Below are 17,743 nucleotides of genomic sequence, written 5' to 3'. Positions count from 1 at the left end.
GCAACTACTTCTTGACGATGCCGAAAAAGGCGAAACCCGCCCCGGGTGGGGCGGGAGCAGCTGTGCTTAGGCCTCGGTAGCGTATTTGGCCAGGCGGGGGTCGCTCTTCAGAACGGCCAGGGTGTTGCTGTGGACAGTTTCGGCAGTGACGTCGGCGCTGCTGAAGATCTGGTTGAAGTGCTGGTGGGTGACCGAGTTGAAGTAGCTGCGGTCCTCCGGTGCTACGCCGAGAACGACGGCATAGGTGGTCAGTGCTTCGCCCTGGCCCATGGCCATGTCTTCGGAAAGCTCGTTCATCATGCCGTTCATGGCGAACCAGGACTTGCCGCCGTAGGTCAGCGAAGCCTTGGTCGAGCAGCCGTTGGTGCCGGAGGTCATGCCGAAGGTGGCGTTACCGGAGGTGCCGTTGGTGGTAGAAGCCAGGAAGTGTGCCGGCGTGCCGCGCTGGCCTTCGAACAGCATGTTGCCCCAGCCGCAGTTCGGGCCGCCAGGCGCTTCGGCCATGGCGTTCAGCGAGACCACGGTGAACAGAGTACCCAGAAGAATCCGTTTCATAGCATTTGTTCTCTTTGTCTTAACCAAGGGTCAGGGTTTCTGGCAACTCGGTTGCCAGGTCGGGAAAGCTTTTCACCCACCCGCGCAGCTTGGAGTTTAGGCACGATCTAAAGGTTGCGTTGTTGATTGCGAAAAATTTGCTGTCACAGGACTGCACCGGCTGCGACATAAAGTCCCGTGGAGCCTTGCAAGGCGCGCGCGGGCAGCGCCAGAATGCTGCGTATCTGCCCGCCGAAGTAAGGAAACCCAATGCCCGATCCTGTCGCTGCGCGCCTGCGTCTTGCGCCTGAAGCCCTGACCCGGCGTTTCTCCCCCGAGCAGTTTGCTTTTACCCATACCGACGATCTGGAGCCGTTTCGCGGAGTTCTGGGCCAGGAACGTGCTGTCGAGGCCCTGCAGTTTGGCGTGGCCATGCCGCGTCCTGGTTACAATGTGTATGTGATGGGCGAGCCCGGCACCGGGCGCTTCTCGTTCGTCAAGCGCTACCTCAAGGCCGAGGGCAAGCGCCAGCAGACCCCGGCCGACTGGGTCTACGTCAACCACTTCGACGACACCCGTGAACCACGCGCACTGGAGCTGCCGTCCGGAAGCGCCGCCGAGTTCATCAGCGACATGGGCGGATTGATCGACAACCTGCTGTCGACGTTCCCGGCGGTGTTCGAACACCCGTCCTACCAGCAGAAGAAGGGCGCCATCGACCGCGCTTTCAACCAGCGTTATGACCGCGCTCTGGATGTGATCGAGCGCGCGTCGCTGGAAAAGGACGTGGCCTTGTACCGCGATGCCAGCAACGTCGCCTTCACGCCGATGGCTGATGGCAAGGCGCTGGATGAAGCTGAATTTGCCCAATTGCCGGAGGAGGTGCGCGAGCAGTTCCACGAGGACATTGCCCTGCTTGAGGAGCGCCTTAACGAAGAGCTGGCCAGCCTGCCGCAATGGAAGCGCGAATCGAACAACCAGCTGCGCCAGCTCAACGAAGAAACCATCACCCTGGCGCTGCAGCCGTTGCTGGCGCCGCTGTCGGAAAAGTACGCCGAAAACGCGGCGGTTTGCGCCTACCTGCAATCGGTGCAGTTGAACCTGTTGCGTACGCTGGTCGAGCAACTGGTCGATGACAGCAAGTCCGACGCCGTGGCCCGCAAGCTGCTCGAAGAGCAGTACGCGCCCAGCCTGGTGGTGGGCCATCACGCTGACGGTGGTGCGCCGGTGGTGTTCGAGCCGCACCCGACCTACGACAATCTGTTTGGCCGTATCGAATACAGCACCGACCAAGGTGCGCTGTATACCTCCTATCGCCAACTGCGCCCAGGCGCGCTGCACCGGGCCAACGGCGGCTTCCTGATTCTGGAAGCCGAGAAAATGCTGGGCGAGCCGTTCGTATGGGACGCGCTCAAGCGTGCGCTGCAGTCGCGCAAGCTGAAGATGGAGTCGCCGATCGGTGAGCTGGGCCGTGTTGCCACTGTCAGCCTGCAGCCGCAGGTGATTCCGCTGAACGTCAAGCTGGTGATCATCGGCTCGCGCCAGCTGTACTACGCACTGCAGGACCACGACCCGGACTTCCAGGAGATGTTCCGCGTGCTGGTGGACTTCGATGAAGACATGCCGATGGTCGACGAGAACCTGGAGCAGTTCGCCCAGCTGTTGCGCACCCGCACCAACGAAGAGGGCATGGCGCCGCTGACCAGTGACGCGGTGGCGCGTCTGGCCACCTACAGTGCGCGTCTGGCTGAAAACCAGTCACGCCTGTCGGCGCGTATCGGCGACCTGTTCCAGCTGGTCAGCGAGGCTGATTTCATTCGCCAGCTGGCCAGTGACGAAATGACCGACGCAGGCCACATCGAGCGTGCGCTCAAGGCCAAGGCCACCCGTACCGGCCGTGTGTCGCAACGGGTGCTGGACGACATGCTCGCCGGCATCATCCTGATCGACACAGAAGGCGCGGCCATCGGCAAGTGCAACGGCCTGACCGTGCTGGAAGTGGGTGACTCGGCGTTCGGCATGCCCGCGCGTATTTCGGCCACCGTCTACCCCGGCGGCAGCGGTATTGTCGATATCGAGCGTGAGGTCAACCTTGGCCAGCCGATCCACTCCAAAGGGGTGATGATCCTCACCGGTTACCTGGGCAGCCGCTATGCCCAGGAGTTCCCGCTGGCGATCTCCGCGAGCATCGCCCTGGAGCAGTCCTACGGCTACGTGGACGGCGACAGCGCCTCGCTGGGCGAAGCCTGTACGCTGATCTCGGCCTTGTCGCGCACGCCGCTCAAGCAGTGCTTCGCCATCACAGGTTCCATCAACCAGTTCGGTGAAGTGCAGGCGGTGGGTGGGGTGAACGAGAAGATCGAGGGCTTCTTCCGCCTCTGCGAGGCGCGTGGCCTGACCGGCGAGCAGGGGGTGATCATTCCGCGTGCCAACGTCGCCACCCTGATGCTTGATGAGCGCGTGTTGCAGGCGGTGGAGAACGGCATGTTCCACGTCTACGCGGTCAGCCAGGCTGATGAGGCGCTGAGCCTGCTGGTGGGCGAGGAGGCCGGGGTACTCGACGACAAGGGGCTGTTCACCGAGGGCAGCGTCAACGCTCGGGTGGTGGAGCGCCTGCGTGAAATTGCCGAGATGATCAGCGAGGAAGACATCGAGAAGGCAGAAAAGGAACGCCTGGAAGAGGTAATTGCCCAGGCCAAACCGGCCTGAGTCAATAAACTGGCGCTGGCGGCGATGTGCTACCGTTCAGCGCCAGTTTTCCATCTTTCTGTACTGTTCCTCTATGCTGGAACTTAAGGACGGTACAGCGTTCAGGATGGAAACAGCCTGAGGGTTTCGGGCTGAACAAGGCTCATTGGAGGGGACGCGGCCATGCGCAACCTCAGCCTCACACGCCAGTGCCTGGGCCTGGTGACCCGTATCGAATGCAGCATCCGCCCGCTGGCCGGTGACAACGGCATGTGGACGTTGCTGTTCGCCGCCGGCATGGCCGGTGAACAACCCTCCGCGATCAAGGCGCAGGGCCCGTTTCATGGGCCACTGGTGGCCGAGTCGGTGCTCAATGCCATTGTCGACAGCCTGACCCTGCATGGGTACCAGGTGGCCGAGGACCCGCAGATCTGGTGTTTGCATTTGCAGGCGCAGTTGCGACGGATCAATGGTGAGCGGTGTCGCAACCTGGGGGATTACCAGTTTCATCCTGAGACCTGAAAAATGCCGGGGCCGCTTTGCGGCCCATCGCGACACAAGGCCCTCCCACAGGTACAGCATCGCCTTGCTGTGGGAGTGTGGCCTTGTGTCGCGATCAGGCTGCGGAGCAGCCCCCGGGCTTTTGCTGTAACAGGTGGCTGGCTATACTCGCCGTCGTTTTTCAGTCACCTGACGAGTCTCAAAACCCTCCATGGAACGTATCCTCGAAAATGCGATGTACGCCTCGCGCTGGCTGCTCGCCCCGATCTACTTCGGCCTGTCCCTCGGCCTGCTGGCCCTGGCGCTGAAATTCTTCCAGGAAGTGGTCCACGTCCTGCCCAACGTCTTTGCCCTCAGCGAAGCCGACCTGATCCTGGTGATCCTGTCGCTGATCGACATGTCGCTGGTCGGTGGCCTGCTGGTGATGGTGATGATTTCCGGTTACGAAAACTTCGTCTCGCAGCTGGACATTGATGAAAGCAAGGAAAAGCTCAACTGGCTGGGCAAGATGGACTCCTCGTCGCTGAAGATGAAGGTTGCCGCGTCGATCGTGGCGATTTCGTCCATTCACCTGCTGCGGGTGTTCATGGATGCGCAGAACATCTCCACCGATTACCTGATGTGGTACGTGATCATCCACATGACCTTCGTGGTCTCGGCGTTCTGCATGGGCTACCTGGACAAGCTGACCAAGCACTGAGTCCGCTTGCTGTTTACACCGCTCGGCCGTTGCCAAACGGACGGGCGGTGTCGTTTCTGGCTTGTGCTTTTAGCCGGTCTGTACAAAAAATGAGCTCTCATGCGTGGTTCCTATCGCGAGGTGCTCCCATGAACCTGCATCAGCTCAATACCGAGGCCAGGGCTGGCCATGTCGACGAACTGAACCTGATCGCCATCGAAGGCGGTGACTACCTGCTCGAGGCTCGGGTCAAAGGCCATCCTCACCCCCTGTCCGATACCCGCGGTGAACGCTTGCGCGTGCACTCGGTGGAAGATGCGCGCAAGTTGCTGCAAACCATTCCCTTGCTCTCGATGAACCTGGTGCACTGGTCGGTGCAGGATGAAATGTGCGGCATGGGTACGCACCCGGAAGAAGACCTGAAGGTGCCGATTTCCCAGCGTTCGGCCTGGTAGCTGCTCGCAGCGCCCCAGTGTGCTAGGCTGCTCGCCCTTTTTATCAAGGGCGCGGCTGCATTGCGCCCTGCAGTGGAGCACGACAATGTCCGAACTCAACCTGTCTACCGACGAAACGCGCGTCAGCTACGGTATCGGCCGTCAGCTGGGCGGCCAGCTGCGCGACAACCCGCCACCAGGCGTTAGCCTGGAAGCCATCCTGGCCGGCCTGACCGACGCCTTCAACGGTGCCGACAGCCGCGTCAGCGAAGCCGACCTGTCGGCCAGCTTCAAGGTCATCCGTGAGGTGATGCAAGCCGAAGCTGCAGCCAAGGCCGAAGCCGCCGCTGCTGCTGGCAAGGAGTTCCTGGTCGAGAACGCCAAGCGTGAAGGCATCACCACGCTGGCTTCGGGCCTGCAGTTCGAAGTGCTGACCGCTGGCGAAGGCGCCAAGCCGACCCGCGAAGACAACGTGCGTACGCACTACCACGGCACCCTGATCGACGGCACCGTGTTCGACAGCTCCTACGAGCGTGGCCAGCCGGCTGAATTCCCGGTCGGCGGCGTGATCGCTGGCTGGACCGAAGCCCTGCAGCTGATGAACGCTGGCAGCAAATGGCGCCTGTACGTGCCAAGCGAGCTGGCTTACGGCGCCCAAGGCGTTGGCAGCATCCCGCCGCACAGCGTACTGGTGTTCGACGTCGAGCTGCTCGACGTTCTGTAATGCCCTAGAGGCCGGCCCTGCCGGCCTCAATTCCAGTCTGTCCCCTCAGGGCGCAATGCCCGCGCATAGCAGAACAGAAACAGATTCCGTACCAGTTCCTTGAGCACCCCCGGCTCACTCGAATTCAGCCCGCTCATGTCCAGGTCACCCTGGTCACGCAGTTCGTCGAGGGCTTCTTCTTCAAGCACCGCGCACACTTCGCCGGTTTCCCGATGAAGAATGCGCAGTTAGGGGTGAGGGCGTTCCAGCCAGGCGTCGATCAGATAAGTCATGGCTATTCTCCTTGGACAGCAATTCCAATGAGAATAATTCTTATTACGTAAATGGCAAGCGCCAATTGCCGGATTTTTGTGTAATCAGACTTTGCGGACGAACTCGGACTTCAGTTTCATGGCACCGATGCCGTCGATTTTGCAGTCGATGTCGTGGTCGCCGTCGCACAGGCGGATGTTCTTGACCTTGGTGCCAACCTTGACCACCAGGGACGAACCCTTGACCTTGAGGTCCTTGATCACGGTGACGGTGTCACCGTCTTGCAGGATGTTGCCGACCGAATCCTTTTTCACCACCTCGTCACTGGCCGCCTCGGCATCGCCGCCGGCCGACCACTCGTGGGCGCATTCAGGGCAGATCAGCTGAGTGCCATCCTCATAGGTGTATTCGGAGTTGCATTTTGGGCAGGGTGGCAGAGTGCTCACTTCGGTTCCTCAAACAAACAGACGGGCGGTTAAAAGCCCACATTGTAAAAGGTAATTTCCCGGAAGTGATTATGTCCGGACAAAAAGCATCGCGGGCAAGCCGGCTCCCACAAATGGTGTAGGAGCGGGCTTGCCCGCGAATGAAGGCGACTCGGTCTGTCAGTGCGTACGCGCGACCGCAAACTCGCTCAGTTCAACCAGCGCATCCCGGTATTCACTGGCAGGCAGCACTTCGAGGCAGGCGATGGCACGCTTCACGTAATCGCGCGCCAGCTCGGCGGTGTACTGCAGCGCGCCCGACTCTTCGACCGCGACGCGAATCTGTTCCAGATCTTCCAGGCCACCCTTCTGGATCGCCTGGCGTACCAGCGCCGCCTGCTCGGCAGTGCCTTCGCGCATGGTGTAGATCAGTGGCAGGGTAGGTTTGCCCTCGGCCAGGTCGTCACCGACGTTCTTGCCCAGGGTCTGCGAGTCACCCTTGTAGTCCAGCAGGTCGTCGACCAGTTGGAAGGCCACGCCCAGATGGTCGCCAAAGGTACGCAGGGCTTCGCGCTGCTCGTCGGTGGCCTGGGCCAGTGCCGCAGCACTGTGGGTAGACGCTTCGAACAGCATCGCCGTCTTGCCGCGAATGACCTCCATGTAGACTTCCTCGGTGGTGCTGGCGTCGCGTACGCGCGACAGTTGCAGCACTTCACCTTCGGCAATCACCCGGGTGGCCTTGGACAGAATCTGCATGACCGGCATCGAGCCCAGTTCGACCATCATTTCGAATGAGCGCGAATAAAGGAAGTCGCCCACCAGCACGCTCGGCGCGTTGCCCCACAGGGCATTGGCAGTAGAGCGGCCACGGCGCATGCCGGACATGTCGACCACGTCGTCGTGCAGCAGGGTGGCGGTGTGCAGGAACTCGATGGTGGCGGCCAGCAGGCGCAGGTCGTCGCCTTCGCGGCCCAGGGCCTTGCCACACAGCAGTACCAGCAGGGGACGCAGGCGCTTGCCACCGGCGGACGTGATATAGTCGCCGATCTTCGATACCAGCGGCACGCGCGAGGTCAGCTGCTTCTTGATGATCTCGTCGACGGCGCTGAAATCATCAGCCACCGCGCGGTAGAAGGTTTGGGGTTGCATCGGCTGCTCCAGTGAGGTTGCGCGGCATGCTAGGTCGCAGGTCCCGGTGTGTCAAGGCGCGGTGCCCGCAGGCCGGGGGCGGCACTTGCAAGCAAAACCGCGGTTGCGTACAATCGCGCACCCTAACTTCCTGGGCAGCACCTGCCTTACGCAATTGCGCCGGGCCGTTCCAGCCCTGTGCAGCCATGCCAGCCAATACTCATCATATAAAGCGCTGGGTGAGCAGGATTATCGGAGAAATACCATGTCTTACGCAGTAATCGTTACCGGCGGCAAGCAGTACAAAGTCGCTGAAGGTGAATTCCTCAAGATCGAAAAACTGGAAGTCGCCACTGGCGAATCCGTGACCTTCGATCGCGTTCTGCTGGTCGCCAACGGTGAAGAAGTCACCATCGGTGCTCCAGTTGTTGCTGGCGCTAAAGTAGTGGCCGAAGTCGTTTCGCAAGGCCGCCACGACAAGGTTCGCATCATCAAGTTCCGTCGTCGTAAGCACCACATGAAGCGTATGGGCCACCGCCAGTGGTTCACCGAGATCAAAATCACCGGCATCCAGGCTTAATCCCCTAGATCCCCTGAATTTATTTGGAGAATTGAACCATGGCTCACAAGAAGGCTGGTGGTAGTACTCGTAACGGTCGCGACTCAGAATCTAAACGCCTTGGCGTGAAGATGTATGGCGGCCAGGTTATCAAGCCAGGCAACATCATCGTCCGTCAGCGCGGTACCGAATTCCACGCTGGCTACGGCGTTGGCATGGGCAAGGACCACACCTTGTTCGCCAAGATCGAAGGCGTGATCAAGTTCGAGAAGAAAGGCGAGTTCATGCGCCGTTACGTGAGCATCGTCGCCGCTTAATCGCGACGTCGCTCCAGAAGCCCCGTCATGCGACGGGGCTTTTTCGTTTGTGGTGAGCCTCTTGCAAAGCTGTTTGTCTGGGTTGCCGGCGTTGGTTTGTACGGTCGTACGGGGCCGCCGCGCTCATTTTTGCAAGAGCCTCATGTTTTTGAGTCATTCAGCTCGTCTACCGACGAGAGGCGGTTTTAATGAAGTTTGTTGACGAAGTATCCATTCGGGTCAAGGCCGGTGACGGTGGCAACGGTTGCATGAGCTTCCGTCGCGAGAAGTTCATCGAGAACGGCGGCCCTAACGGCGGTGACGGCGGTGACGGTGGCTCGGTGTACATGATTGCCGACGAAAACCTGAACACCCTGGTCGACTACCGCTACACCCGTCACCATGAAGCCCAGCGTGGCTCCAACGGCGGTAGCACTGACTGCACCGGCAAGAAGGGTGAAGACCTGTTCCTGCGCGTGCCGGTCGGCACCACCGTGATCGATGCTTCCACACAGGAAGTGATCGGTGACCTGGTTACCCCCGGCCAGAAGCTGATGGTCGCGCAAGGTGGCTGGCACGGGCTGGGCAACACCCGTTTCAAGTCGAGCACCAACCGTGCACCGCGCCAGACCACCCCAGGCAAACCGGGTGAGCAGCGTGACCTGAAGATGGAAATGAAGGTGTTGGCCGACGTCGGCCTGCTGGGCTTGCCGAACGCTGGCAAGAGTACCTTCATCCGTTCGGTCTCGGCCGCCAAGCCGAAAGTCGCCGACTACCCGTTCACTACCCTGGTGCCAAACCTGGGCGTGGTCAGCGTCGACCGCTGGAAGAGCTTCGTCATCGCCGACATCCCCGGCCTGATCGAAGGCGCCTCTGAAGGTGCCGGTCTGGGTATCCGCTTCCTCAAGCACCTGGCGCGTACGCGCGTGCTGCTGCACCTGGTGGACATCGCGCCGCTGGACGAAAGCAGCCCGGCCGATGCCGCCGAAGTCATCGTCAACGAGCTGACCCGCTTCAGCCCGTCGCTGGCCGAGCGTGAGCGCTGGCTGGTGCTGAACAAGGCCGATATGGTCATGGACGACGAGCGCGACGAGCGTGTGCAGGAAGTGATCGATCGTCTGGAGTGGGAAGGCCCGGTCTACGTGATCTCGGCTATTTCCAAGCAGGGCACCGACAAGCTCAGCCACGACCTGATGCGCTACCTTGAAGACCGCGCCGACCGCCTGGCCAACGACCCGGCCTACGCCGAAGAGTTGGCCGACCTCGACCAGCGTATCGAAGACGAAGCCCGTGCCCAGTTGCAGGCCCTGGACGACGCCCGTACCTTGCGCCGTACCGGCGTCAAGAGCGTGCACGACATTGGCGACGATGACGGTTGGGACGATGATTTCGAGGACGACGAAGACGGTCCGGAAATCATTTACGTGCGCGACTGATCGGTTGCAGTACACTAAACGCCGCTCTCTGGAGCGGCGTTTTTGTATCCACGGTATCTACAGATTCGACATAGGTTGGAAGAAGATGCGAAGCAAGGTGACGGGCGCCAAGCGCTGGGTCGTTAAGATTGGCAGTGCTCTGCTGACCGCCGATGGCAAGGGCCTCGACCGCGGTGCAATGGCCGTTTGGGTCGAGCAGATGGTCGCGCTGCGTGAGGCAGGCGTGGAGTTGGTACTGGTCTCCTCCGGGGCCGTGGCTGCCGGCATGAGCCAGCTGGGCTGGACCAAGCGACCGAGTGCGATGAACGAGCTGCAGGCGGCTGCCTCGCTCGGCCAGATGCGCCTGGTGCAGGCCTGGGAGTCGAGCTTCGGGGAGCACGGGAAGCACACCGCGCAGATCCTGCTGACCCATGACGACCTGTCCGACCGCAAGCGTTACCTGAATGCCCGCAGCACCCTGCGCACCTTGGTCGATCTGGGTGTGGTGCCGGTGATCAACGAAAACGACACCGTGGTCACCGACGAGATCCGCTTTGGCGACAACGACACCCTGGCGGCGCTGGTGGCCAACCTGGTCGAGGCCGACCTGCTGGTGATCCTCACCGACCGCGATGGTATGTTCGATGCCGACCCGCGCAACAACCCCGAGGCGCAGTTGATCTACGAAGCCCGTGCCGACGACCCCTCGCTGGATGCCGTGGCCGGTGGTACCGGTGGTGCCCTGGGCCGTGGCGGCATGCAGACCAAGCTGCGTGCGGCGCGCCTGGCTGCCCGTTCCGGTGCCCACACCATCATTATCGGTGGCCGCATCGAGCGCGTGCTGGACCGTCTGAAGGCGGGCGAGCGCCTGGGCACCTTGCTGTCCCCTGAGCGTGGCATGCTCGCTGCGCGCAAGCAGTGGTTGGCCGGTCACCTGCAAACCCGTGGCACCCTGGTGCTGGATGCCGGTGCCGTGCAAGCGCTGCGTCAGGCCAACAAGAGCTTGCTGCCGGTTGGCGTGAAGACAGTGCAGGGCAGCTTCCGTCGTGGCGAGATGGTGGTGTGCGTCGGCCCGGACGGTGTTGAAGTGGCTCGCGGCCTGGCCAACTACAGCGCCCTGGAGGCGCAGAAGATCATTGGTCAGTCGTCCGAAGCCATCGAGTCGATCCTTGGCTATAGCGCCGAGCCGGAACTTGTACACCGCGACAACCTGGTGCTGGTATGAGCCTGCTGAAGAGCGTAATCGCGGTGGCAGCGTGCGTGCTGCCGATGTTGGCTGGCGCCGAAGAGATCGGCCAGGTGTCCACCGTGTTCAAGTTCCTCGGGCCGAACGATCGCATTGTGGTCGAGGCGTTCGATGACCCTAAGGTTGAGGGTGTGACGTGCTACCTGTCACGTGCCAAGACGGGCGGAGTGAAGGGGGGCTTGGGGCTGGCCGAGGACCGGGCGGAGGCATCGATTGCCTGTCGTCAGGTCGGGCCGATCAACTTCAAGGGTGAGCTCAAGGATGGCGAGGAAGTGTTCAAGGAGCGCACCTCGCTGGTGTTCAAGACCATGCAGGTGGTGCGTTTTCTCGACAAGAAGCGCAATACGCTGGTGTACCTGGTGTACAGCGACCGCATGATCGAAGGCAGCCCGCAGAATGCGGTGACTGCCATTCCGATCCTGCCTTGGGCTCATTGATAGCCCGCGCCTACATACGCTCGGTGGTTGGACGCAGGCCGGCGTAGGAGCGGGTTCACCCGCGAAAGGGCCGCAACGCGGCCCCGGCTATCTCAGGCCAGCTCCTCGGCCTGATCCTCACGCACAACCGCCTTCACTTCATCCAGCCGGCTGATGAACTTCCAGTCCGCCTCGTCGATGTAGATGCCGTTCGGCCCGCTGCCACCTTCCAGGTCGATCGCAACGTGCGCCGAGACCTGTGGTTTCACACTCGCCAGGATCGGTACGAAGCCCAGTTGCTGGCTGGTTTCCAGCAGTGCCGCCTGGTTGCGTTCGTCGATGTCTGCTGCTTCGTCCAGGTAGTACGGCAGGCGAATGCGCCCAGCCAGGTCACGGTCCATCAGGTGCAGCAACAGGTACATGTTGGTCAGCGCCTTGATGGTCATGGTGGTGCCGTTGGACGCCGCACCGTCGATGTCGGCGTGGATGATCGGCTGGCCATTGACCTTGGTGATCTCGAACGCCAGCTCGAACAGGTCCTTCAGGCCCAGCTGGTTGTGGTTGGCCGCCACCAGCCGTGCCAGGTACTCCTTGGCCTCTTCGTTCTTGTTGTCCTGGTCTGCGCTTTGGGTCAGGTCGAAGACCGACAGGGTTTCGCCTTCTTCGTACTGGCCGGCACTGTGGATAATCTGGTCGATGTGCTTGAGCGCTTCCTTGTTCGGCGCCAGTACCACGCGGAAGCTTTCCAGGTTGGACACCTGGCGCTTGTTGATCTCGCGGTTGAACAGGGCCAGCTGGTGCTCAAGGCTGTCGTAGTCGCTGCGGATGTTGCGCAGGGTTCGGGCGATGTCGGTGACCGCAGCGCGGCGTGCCTTGGCCAAGGTCAGGGCTTCGTCGGTACGGTGCGCGTAGGCGTTCACCAGCAGTTGCAGGCGGCGTTCCATGTCGTCTTCGCTGTCGAACTTGGCCACGCCTTTGAGGCGCACCTGGGCGTACAGCGCCTCGATCTGGTTGTCCACCCGCTGCAGGCCTTGCCAGCTGTCCTGGTAGTCATTGAGCAGCGGCAGCAGGTTGTCCATCGAGTCGTCGATGGCTTCCATGTATGGCGTGCCGTAGGGCAGGTCGGCCGGCAGCAGCTGGCGACGGCGCAGGGCGTCTTCCAGGGTGCGCTGCTTGGACTCGAGGTCGCCGAGCTGACGGCCGACCAGTTGCAACTTGGCTGACAGCTGCTGGACGCGCTCGGTGAAGGCGTCGCTGGAGCGCTTGAGTTCGTCCTGGGCCGCTTCCAGCTGCGAGAGCTGTTCCAGCTTCTCGGGCTCTTCGGCGGTGAGGGTTTGGCTACGGCGGAAGTCTTCCAGCGCCTTCTGCGCGTCCAGCACTTCCTGGTACAGGGTTTCGGTCTGCGCTTTGGACGCGGAGCGGTCGGCGGCCACGGCCTGCTGGGTCTTGAGCTGCTTGAGTTCTTTTTCCAGGCGCTCTTTCTGGTCGCGCAGGGCGGCGCGGTCGGCCAGGGCCTGCAGGGCCGGTGGGTCGATGTGGGTCAGGTCGATGGCCAGGCCTGGGGCCTCGAAGCGCTCGCCCTTGAAGCCGTCCAGCACCGCTTCCAGCGATTTTACCCACAGGTCGCTGTCGTCCAGCTCGATGCCGCGGTCGCCCAGCGGCAGGCTGAACAGCGCACCGTTGAACAGGCGCATCAGGCGGTCGACGTCCTGCTGCGAGAACTCCTCGCGCAGGCGGGCATAGCTGTTGTTGTCAGCGTGATCCAGCTGCTGCTTGACCTGCTTCAGGCGTTTTTCCAGGTCGCGTACGCGCTCGTCGAGGTCTTCGGCACTGAACTGCCGTGACTGGGCCAGGGCGCCGGCCAGCTCGTCGTGGGCGTCTTTGGCTGCCAGCAGTTGCTGCTCCAGCACCTTGACGTCATCGACCAGCGCAAAGCGGTGCTTGAGCACCGACAGCTCGCCTAGCCAGCGCTGGATACCGGTAATTTCACGCTCCAGGCGCATCAGCTCCTGGGTGCCGCCGCGCTGGTCGTTCTGCAGGCGGTCCTGCTCGCCACGGTAGTGCTCGGACTGGATGACCAGCTCTTCCTTGCGCGCCATGGCGTATTCCTGCCAGGTGCCCAGCAGGGTGTCGAGCACAGGCGAAATGCGGTGCAGCTTGCCACGCAGGATGTCGCGCTGGGCCACGCCACCGGCCAGGGCCTCGACCAACGGGCCGGCAGCCACCAGGGCGTTGTAGTCCTGCTCCATGCGGCGTACGTCGCGGAAGGCTTCCTCGCACGCAGCGATGTAGTCGACGCTGCCCGAGCGCAGGCTGTGCTCGAAGGCGTCGAGGAACAGCTGCTTGAGCTTGGCGGCGGTGATCTCACGCATGTGCAGCAGGTTGATGAACAGCGCGCGGAAGGTTTTCAGGCTTTGCTCGCTGGTGGAGCGCAGCGGGATCATGGTCAGGTCCAGCGGCACCGAAGTGTGTCCGCCCACCAGCAGCCGGCGCAGTTCGTCCGGCTTCAGTTCGTAAGCCTTGATCCCCAGGCGTTCAAGGTTGGTGAACAGCTCTTTCTGACGCAGGCAGGTGTCGTTCTTCTGGTAGTGGGCCAGGTCCAGTTCGCCCTTGTAGGCGAAGAACTGGTGGCCGAAACCGCCACCCGGGCCGCGCCCGACCACACCAATCACGTGCGTGCCGTGGGGCAGGCTCAGTTCGCAAAGAATGTACGACGTGTCGCTGGCGAAGTAGAAGCGGCGCGATTGCTCAAGGCTGTACTTGCCGAAACTCATGTCCGACATACGTGCCAGGATCGGGAACTGCAGGGCATTGATCGAAGCCGATTTACCCAGGTTGTTGGCGCCGTATACCGACAGCGGGTGCTCCAGCGGGAACAGGCCAAGGCTGTAGCCGGCGGTGTTGAGCAATGCGAAGCGGCGGATGCCGTAGCGTTCCTGGCTCATGCGTCAATCTCCTGTTGCTCTTCGCGGATGGCCCGGGCCAGGGCGTCCTCTTCGCTTTCCTCGCCCTGGAAAGGCGTGAGGTCGAGCGGGTCGTCGGTACGGTTGAGTTCTTCGGCGCTTTCTTCCTCGACCAGTACCGGGGTCGGCAGCGGCAGGGCGCTGTGCAGGGTGGCGGCCAGGTCGCGGTCCTGCTGCACCGAAAGGCACACATCGAGGAAGCGGTGCATGGGCGGCAGGAAGCGGTAGATGCCGCCTTCCTCATGGGCGAAGCCGAGCTGGGTCATGCGCCGCAGGATTTTTTCTTCCAGCTCGTCCACGGTCTGCACTTCGGCCTGCAGGAACAGGTCGCGGTACTTGTCCAGCAGCGAGGGCAGTTCGTCGCGACCGATGCTGCCGCCATCGAGCACGGCCATCGGGTCGCGGCCCTGGTCAGCAAGGTGCTCGACCAGGATGAAGGTGAACAGCGACAGGCGCTGCGCGGTCTTGTTGACCTGCGCGGCGGTCATGTCGGGCACGAAGTAATAGAAGCCACGGGTATCGCACACCAGCTCGAAGCCCAGGGCCTTGAACAGGGTGCGGTACTGGTCCTGGAAGTTCGACAGCTGGGCGTACAGCTCAGGGTCGCGCCGGCTGACGTGGAAGCCTTTGAACAGCTCGCGGAAGATCGGCGCGAGCTGGGACAGTTCGGAAAGATCAAGATGCATGGGCTGGGCTCGCGTTGGGTTCGGTAGGCGCGCTAGGGGCGTCTTCGCGGCTGGAGGTCAGGGCGAACGAATGCAGGCTGACCAAATGTTCCTGAGTGGTGTATTCGCGGCGGTCGAGGCGTTCGCGCTTGAAGCGCTTTTCCCGCGACAGGCGCGAGAACCAGTACAGCAGCTCGTCGGTGGCGCCTTCGGGCTCCTGCTCCAGCAGCCAGACCATCAAGTCGGGCAGTGGCAGGGCCTGTTCGCAGCGTTCGGCCATTTCCTTGACCGTGCGCGGGGCACGGGGCAGGGCGCCGGACTGGGTCTTGTGGGCTTTGGGGAAGCGCGCCGGTTTGGGCTCGAAGCGGGCCAGTGCGTAAACGTAGGCCTCGACCTGGCTGGCACTGCCAAGGAAGGTGCTTTGCGGGCGGGTGAACATCGGCATGGCCGCCTGCGGCACGGCATCGATGCCCTTGCGCCGGATCACCGACAGGGCCAGTGCAGCGCCGCGGGTCACGGCGTTGTGGCGGCGGGCTTCTTCGCGCAGCGGCAGCAGCAGTTCGCGGGCGTGGCGCAGGGTCAACTGGGCGCTGGTCTGCATTTCCAGAATGCGCGCGTGGGTGCGCAGCAGCATGTCGTCGTCGACCAGGTGGCCCAGGCGCGCCTGTTCGCCCAGCAGTTTCAGCAGCACGGTCTCGACCTTGCGTACACCCTGTTCGAAGGCGCCGTCGGCGTTGACCAGCTGGATCATCGGCTCGACGTATTCGTCCCAGGTGGCCAGCACTTCGGCATAACGCTGGCGCAGCGGAATCTGGCGGTTGCTAGTCTTGGCCCGTTCGGCCACGGCCACCAGTGCCTGCTCGTCGTTGTCGAGCTTTTTCAGCACATCGCGCACACGCATGTCGAGCAGGCGCAACTGGCGTGCCAGGTCGTCGCTGTCGCGGTTGTCGAAGGCATCCTGGATGTGCCCGGCCAGGCGCTCCAGGTGGCGCAAGTAGGCTTCGATCTCCAGACACAGGCCCAGCCGGTGTTCGCGGCGCAGGTAGGCGAGGAAGTCGTGGATCTGCGCGTTGAGCTCGAAACGGTTCGGGCTCTTGGCCACTGGGACCAGGATATCCAGGCGGATCCACACGTCGAGTAGCTGGGTGATGTCCTGCGGGGTGCTTTCGAGCTGCTGGCGGGCCACATGCTGGCGCAGTTCGACCAGGCTCAGGGTGCCCTGGTCGAAACGCTCGCACAGCGGCTCGATCAGGGCCCAGTGTTCGGCTAGGGCGCGCAGGACGCGCTTGGGTTCGATCATTGGCTTCGACTCGTTGCCAAGAAAAAGGGGGCGATTGTACTGCATTCGCGGGGGTGGTTTTTACCCCTTGGTCTGTAATGAGAGATAACCTTTAGGTTTGTGGGTATATGTCGTTGTTCTAGTGGCACTCGTGAGATCGAGCGCCGCCCGCGCGGCGCTCGGTCTGATAGGCGCTGCAAAAACCACGGCGTACACGTTAGAATGCCCAATTGCCTTCACCCCCTCGGATATCCGCCCCTTGCTGACCGAACCCCGTCGCCGCGCCTACCTTTCCGCCATGCAAGTGGTGCACTGGCTGCCGCGCGCCGAGCTGCCGTTCGCCGCACCGTCGCGGCCCGAGCTGCTGCTGCCGGTTGTGCCAGTCGAGGACATCGATTTCGAGGTCAGGCCGGCATCGGTAACCAACGAAGCGCCTGTCACCCCCCAGGCCCGCTCCGGCGAGCGGCCGAAAATCGAGATCCCACGCCCGGGCAGTGTGGCAAAACCCGCCGTCAAGCCTGCCGAGGCACAAGAGCAGCCCGCTGCTCCGCGCCCGGCACCGGTGCCGCCACCGCGCTTCTCGCTGCAGTTGTTGCGCGCCGGCAGTTGCCTGCTGCTGGTTGAACTGGCCACCGGTCAGCCCTTCCAGAGCCGCGATCCGTCCTATCTGCTGCTCAAGGACATGCTGCGCGCCGCCGGCCTGCCCGACGCCCCGCAGATCATCGGCGAGCCGGTACGCTGGCCACTGTTGGTGCGCGGCAACATGGACCAGGGGCCGGAGGCTGCGCGCGATTTCGTCCAGGGCTTCGTTCAGGCGCGCCTGGAAGACGCCCCGTGTACCTGTCTGTGGCTGGTCGGCCTGCCGGCACTGCGTTTTGCCGCCAATGTCGACGCCGACGCCTATTACCAAACCCTGACGCTCGACAGCCTGGGCGACGCCTGGGCATTGCCGGGCCTTGAACTGTTGATGGACGAGCCGCAGCGCAAGGCGGACGTCTGGAAAGCCATGCGCCAGCTGATGGCGCGCTGGAAGAGCGTTGAATGAGTGACTCGATCAGCTTCCGCCCGATGACCGAGGCGGATCTGGATGCCGTACTTAAGATCGAATATGCCGCATTCAGTCATCCCTGGACCCGTGGAATCTTTCAGGATGCGCTCAAGTCGTACGAAGTCTGGCTGATGTTCGATGGCCAGCAGCAAGTGGGCCATGGTGTGATCAATGTGATCATCGATGAAGCGCACCTGCTCAACATCACCGTAAAACCGGAAAACCAAGGTTGCGGCCTGGGCCTGCGCCTGCTCGAACACCTGATGGCCCGGGCCTATCAGCTCAATGGCCGCGAATGCTTCCTGGAAGTACGCGCCAGCAACCAGTCGGCCTATCGTTTATACGAACGTTACGGGTTCAACGAAATTGGCCGCCGCCGCGACTATTATCCGGTCGCCGGCGGCCGTGAAGACGCCCTGGTGATGGCCTGTACCCTGTTCGAAGACTGACTTTCCAGCGGCTTACCCCGTCACGCAGGCACCCCTCTGCTT

19 protein-coding genes are annotated in these 17,743 nt (G+C 62.4%); 12 read left to right on the top strand and 7 right to left on the bottom strand.

The genetic code is table 11. From position 1 onward, the window contains the following. Positions 1-66: 66 nt before the first annotated feature. Positions 67-555 carry a DUF3015 domain-containing protein gene (locus AA098_RS24050; RefSeq protein ID WP_003247492.1) on the bottom strand — a complete coding sequence of 163 codons (489 nt, stop codon included), beginning with the start codon at positions 553-555 and terminating at the stop codon, positions 67-69. Between the two features lie 249 nt (positions 556-804). Between AA098_RS24050 and AA098_RS24045 the strand changes: the two genes are divergently transcribed. From AA098_RS24045 to AA098_RS24025, 5 genes are all read left to right on the top strand, one after another. Further along, positions 805-3,243 carry a Lon protease family protein gene (locus tag AA098_RS24045; RefSeq protein WP_004575710.1) on the top strand — a complete coding sequence of 813 codons (2,439 nt, stop codon included), beginning with the start codon at positions 805-807 and terminating at the stop codon, positions 3,241-3,243. A gap of 162 nt (positions 3,244-3,405) precedes the next feature. Further along, on the top strand, positions 3,406-3,744 hold the full coding sequence (locus tag AA098_RS24040; RefSeq protein WP_003247487.1) for a hypothetical protein: 339 nt from the start codon (positions 3,406-3,408) through the stop codon (positions 3,742-3,744). A gap of 190 nt (positions 3,745-3,934) precedes the next feature. Next, positions 3,935-4,423, top strand: coding sequence for a TIGR00645 family protein (locus AA098_RS24035; RefSeq protein ID WP_003247486.1), 489 nt, complete (start codon positions 3,935-3,937; stop codon positions 4,421-4,423). A 128-nt stretch (positions 4,424-4,551) separates the two neighbouring features. Further along, on the top strand, positions 4,552-4,857 hold the full coding sequence (locus tag AA098_RS24030) for a DUF6482 family protein (RefSeq protein ID WP_003247483.1): 306 nt from the start codon (positions 4,552-4,554) through the stop codon (positions 4,855-4,857). 85 nt (positions 4,858-4,942) lie between these two features. After that, positions 4,943-5,560 (top strand): FKBP-type peptidyl-prolyl cis-trans isomerase, encoded by a 618-nt coding sequence (locus AA098_RS24025; RefSeq protein ID WP_003247482.1) that lies wholly within the window; start codon positions 4,943-4,945, stop codon positions 5,558-5,560. A gap of 26 nt (positions 5,561-5,586) precedes the next feature. Here the strand turns inward: AA098_RS24025 and AA098_RS24020 are convergent, their stop codons facing one another. The 3 genes from AA098_RS24020 to AA098_RS24010 form a co-directional block, all read right to left on the bottom strand. Next, positions 5,587-5,787: a hypothetical protein gene (locus tag AA098_RS24020; protein ID WP_256545467.1), complete on the bottom strand. Its 201-nt coding sequence runs from the start codon at positions 5,785-5,787 to the stop codon at positions 5,587-5,589. Between the two features lie 129 nt (positions 5,788-5,916). Continuing rightward, complete coding sequence (locus AA098_RS24015) at positions 5,917-6,258, bottom strand: zinc ribbon domain-containing protein YjdM (RefSeq protein WP_003247477.1); 342 nt, start codon at positions 6,256-6,258, stop codon at positions 5,917-5,919. 159 nt (positions 6,259-6,417) lie between these two features. Then, a complete protein-coding gene (locus AA098_RS24010; RefSeq protein ID WP_003247469.1) occupies positions 6,418-7,386 on the bottom strand; it encodes a polyprenyl synthetase family protein in 969 nt (322 codons plus the stop codon). Positions 7,387-7,630: 244 nt separating this feature from the next. On the opposite strand from AA098_RS24010, the gene rplU reads away from it, so the two are divergent. From rplU to AA098_RS23985, 5 genes are all read left to right on the top strand, one after another. Then, entirely contained in the window at positions 7,631-7,945 is a 315-nt protein-coding gene (rplU, locus tag AA098_RS24005; RefSeq protein WP_003247466.1) for a 50S ribosomal protein L21, read from the top strand. 38 nt (positions 7,946-7,983) lie between these two features. Then, positions 7,984-8,241: a 50S ribosomal protein L27 gene (gene rpmA / locus AA098_RS24000; RefSeq protein WP_003247464.1), complete on the top strand. Its 258-nt coding sequence runs from the start codon at positions 7,984-7,986 to the stop codon at positions 8,239-8,241. Between the two features lie 188 nt (positions 8,242-8,429). Beyond that, the gene (gene cgtA / locus AA098_RS23995) at positions 8,430-9,656 is read left to right on the top strand and encodes an Obg family GTPase CgtA (RefSeq protein WP_003247460.1); all 1,227 of its coding nucleotides are present in this window, start codon (positions 8,430-8,432) and stop codon (positions 9,654-9,656) included. Positions 9,657-9,741: 85 nt separating this feature from the next. Next, positions 9,742-10,860 carry a glutamate 5-kinase gene (gene proB / locus AA098_RS23990; RefSeq protein WP_003247458.1) on the top strand — a complete coding sequence of 373 codons (1,119 nt, stop codon included), beginning with the start codon at positions 9,742-9,744 and terminating at the stop codon, positions 10,858-10,860. After that, entirely contained in the window at positions 10,857-11,318 is a 462-nt protein-coding gene (locus AA098_RS23985; protein WP_003247456.1) for a CreA family protein, read from the top strand. The genes proB and AA098_RS23985 overlap by 4 nt, the downstream gene beginning before the upstream one ends. A 92-nt stretch (positions 11,319-11,410) precedes the next feature. Here the strand turns inward: AA098_RS23985 and mksF are convergent, their stop codons facing one another. From mksF to mksB, 3 genes are read right to left on the bottom strand one after another with little or no spacing between them, the layout of a single operon-like run. Continuing rightward, entirely contained in the window at positions 11,411-14,242 is a 2,832-nt protein-coding gene (gene mksF, locus AA098_RS23980) for an Mks condensin complex protein MksF (protein ID WP_003247454.1), read from the bottom strand. Further along, entirely contained in the window at positions 14,239-14,946 is a 708-nt protein-coding gene (mksE, locus tag AA098_RS23975) for an Mks condensin complex protein MksE (RefSeq protein ID WP_003247452.1), read from the bottom strand. Before mksE ends, mksF begins: the two co-directional genes overlap by 4 nt. Next, a complete protein-coding gene (mksB, locus tag AA098_RS23970) occupies positions 14,936-16,225 on the bottom strand; it encodes an Mks condensin complex protein MksB (RefSeq protein WP_003247449.1) in 1,290 nt (429 codons plus the stop codon). Before mksB ends, mksE begins: the two co-directional genes overlap by 11 nt. A gap of 238 nt (positions 16,226-16,463) precedes the next feature. On the opposite strand from mksB, the gene AA098_RS23965 reads away from it, so the two are divergent. Together AA098_RS23965 and rimI are read left to right on the top strand one after the other, a co-directional pair. Continuing rightward, on the top strand, positions 16,464-17,249 hold the full coding sequence (locus tag AA098_RS23965; RefSeq protein ID WP_003247448.1) for a hypothetical protein: 786 nt from the start codon (positions 16,464-16,466) through the stop codon (positions 17,247-17,249). Further along, the gene (gene rimI, locus AA098_RS23960) at positions 17,246-17,701 is read left to right on the top strand and encodes a ribosomal protein S18-alanine N-acetyltransferase (RefSeq protein WP_003247446.1); all 456 of its coding nucleotides are present in this window, start codon (positions 17,246-17,248) and stop codon (positions 17,699-17,701) included. Before AA098_RS23965 ends, rimI begins: the two co-directional genes overlap by 4 nt. Positions 17,702-17,743: the final 42 nt, after the last annotated feature.

It is taken from the genome of Pseudomonas sp. JY-Q (genome assembly GCF_001655295.1).
GTDB classification, from domain to species: Bacteria; Pseudomonadota; Gammaproteobacteria; order Pseudomonadales; family Pseudomonadaceae; genus Aquipseudomonas; species Aquipseudomonas alloputida.
Note: the sequence above shows the minus strand (reverse complement) of the source record. Positions and strands in the feature narration are given on the sequence as shown.

Bases quoted from the DNA above. Each gene is read 5' to 3' on its own strand.
- AA098_RS24050 (WP_003247492.1), bottom strand. From the start codon at position 555: ATGAAACGGATTCTTCTGGGTACTCTGTTCACCGTGGTCTCGCTGAAC.
- AA098_RS24045 (WP_004575710.1), top strand. From the start codon at position 805: ATGCCCGATCCTGTCGCTGCGCGCCTGCGTCTTGCGCCTGAAGCCCTG.
- AA098_RS24040 (WP_003247487.1), top strand. From the start codon at position 3,406: ATGCGCAACCTCAGCCTCACACGCCAGTGCCTGGGCCTGGTGACCCGT.
- AA098_RS24035 (WP_003247486.1), top strand. From the start codon at position 3,935: ATGGAACGTATCCTCGAAAATGCGATGTACGCCTCGCGCTGGCTGCTC.
- AA098_RS24030 (WP_003247483.1), top strand. From the start codon at position 4,552: ATGAACCTGCATCAGCTCAATACCGAGGCCAGGGCTGGCCATGTCGAC.
- AA098_RS24025 (WP_003247482.1), top strand. From the start codon at position 4,943: ATGTCCGAACTCAACCTGTCTACCGACGAAACGCGCGTCAGCTACGGT.
- AA098_RS24010 (WP_003247469.1), bottom strand. From the start codon at position 7,386: ATGCAACCCCAAACCTTCTACCGCGCGGTGGCTGATGATTTCAGCGCC.
- rplU (WP_003247466.1), top strand. From the start codon at position 7,631: ATGTCTTACGCAGTAATCGTTACCGGCGGCAAGCAGTACAAAGTCGCT.
- rpmA (WP_003247464.1), top strand. From the start codon at position 7,984: ATGGCTCACAAGAAGGCTGGTGGTAGTACTCGTAACGGTCGCGACTCA.
- cgtA (WP_003247460.1), top strand. From the start codon at position 8,430: ATGAAGTTTGTTGACGAAGTATCCATTCGGGTCAAGGCCGGTGACGGT.
- proB (WP_003247458.1), top strand. From the start codon at position 9,742: ATGCGAAGCAAGGTGACGGGCGCCAAGCGCTGGGTCGTTAAGATTGGC.
- AA098_RS23985 (WP_003247456.1), top strand. From the start codon at position 10,857: ATGAGCCTGCTGAAGAGCGTAATCGCGGTGGCAGCGTGCGTGCTGCCG.
- mksF (WP_003247454.1), bottom strand. From the start codon at position 14,242: ATGAGCCAGGAACGCTACGGCATCCGCCGCTTCGCATTGCTCAACACC.
- mksE (WP_003247452.1), bottom strand. From the start codon at position 14,946: ATGCATCTTGATCTTTCCGAACTGTCCCAGCTCGCGCCGATCTTCCGC.
- mksB (WP_003247449.1), bottom strand. From the start codon at position 16,225: ATGATCGAACCCAAGCGCGTCCTGCGCGCCCTAGCCGAACACTGGGCC.
- rimI (WP_003247446.1), top strand. From the start codon at position 17,246: ATGAGTGACTCGATCAGCTTCCGCCCGATGACCGAGGCGGATCTGGAT.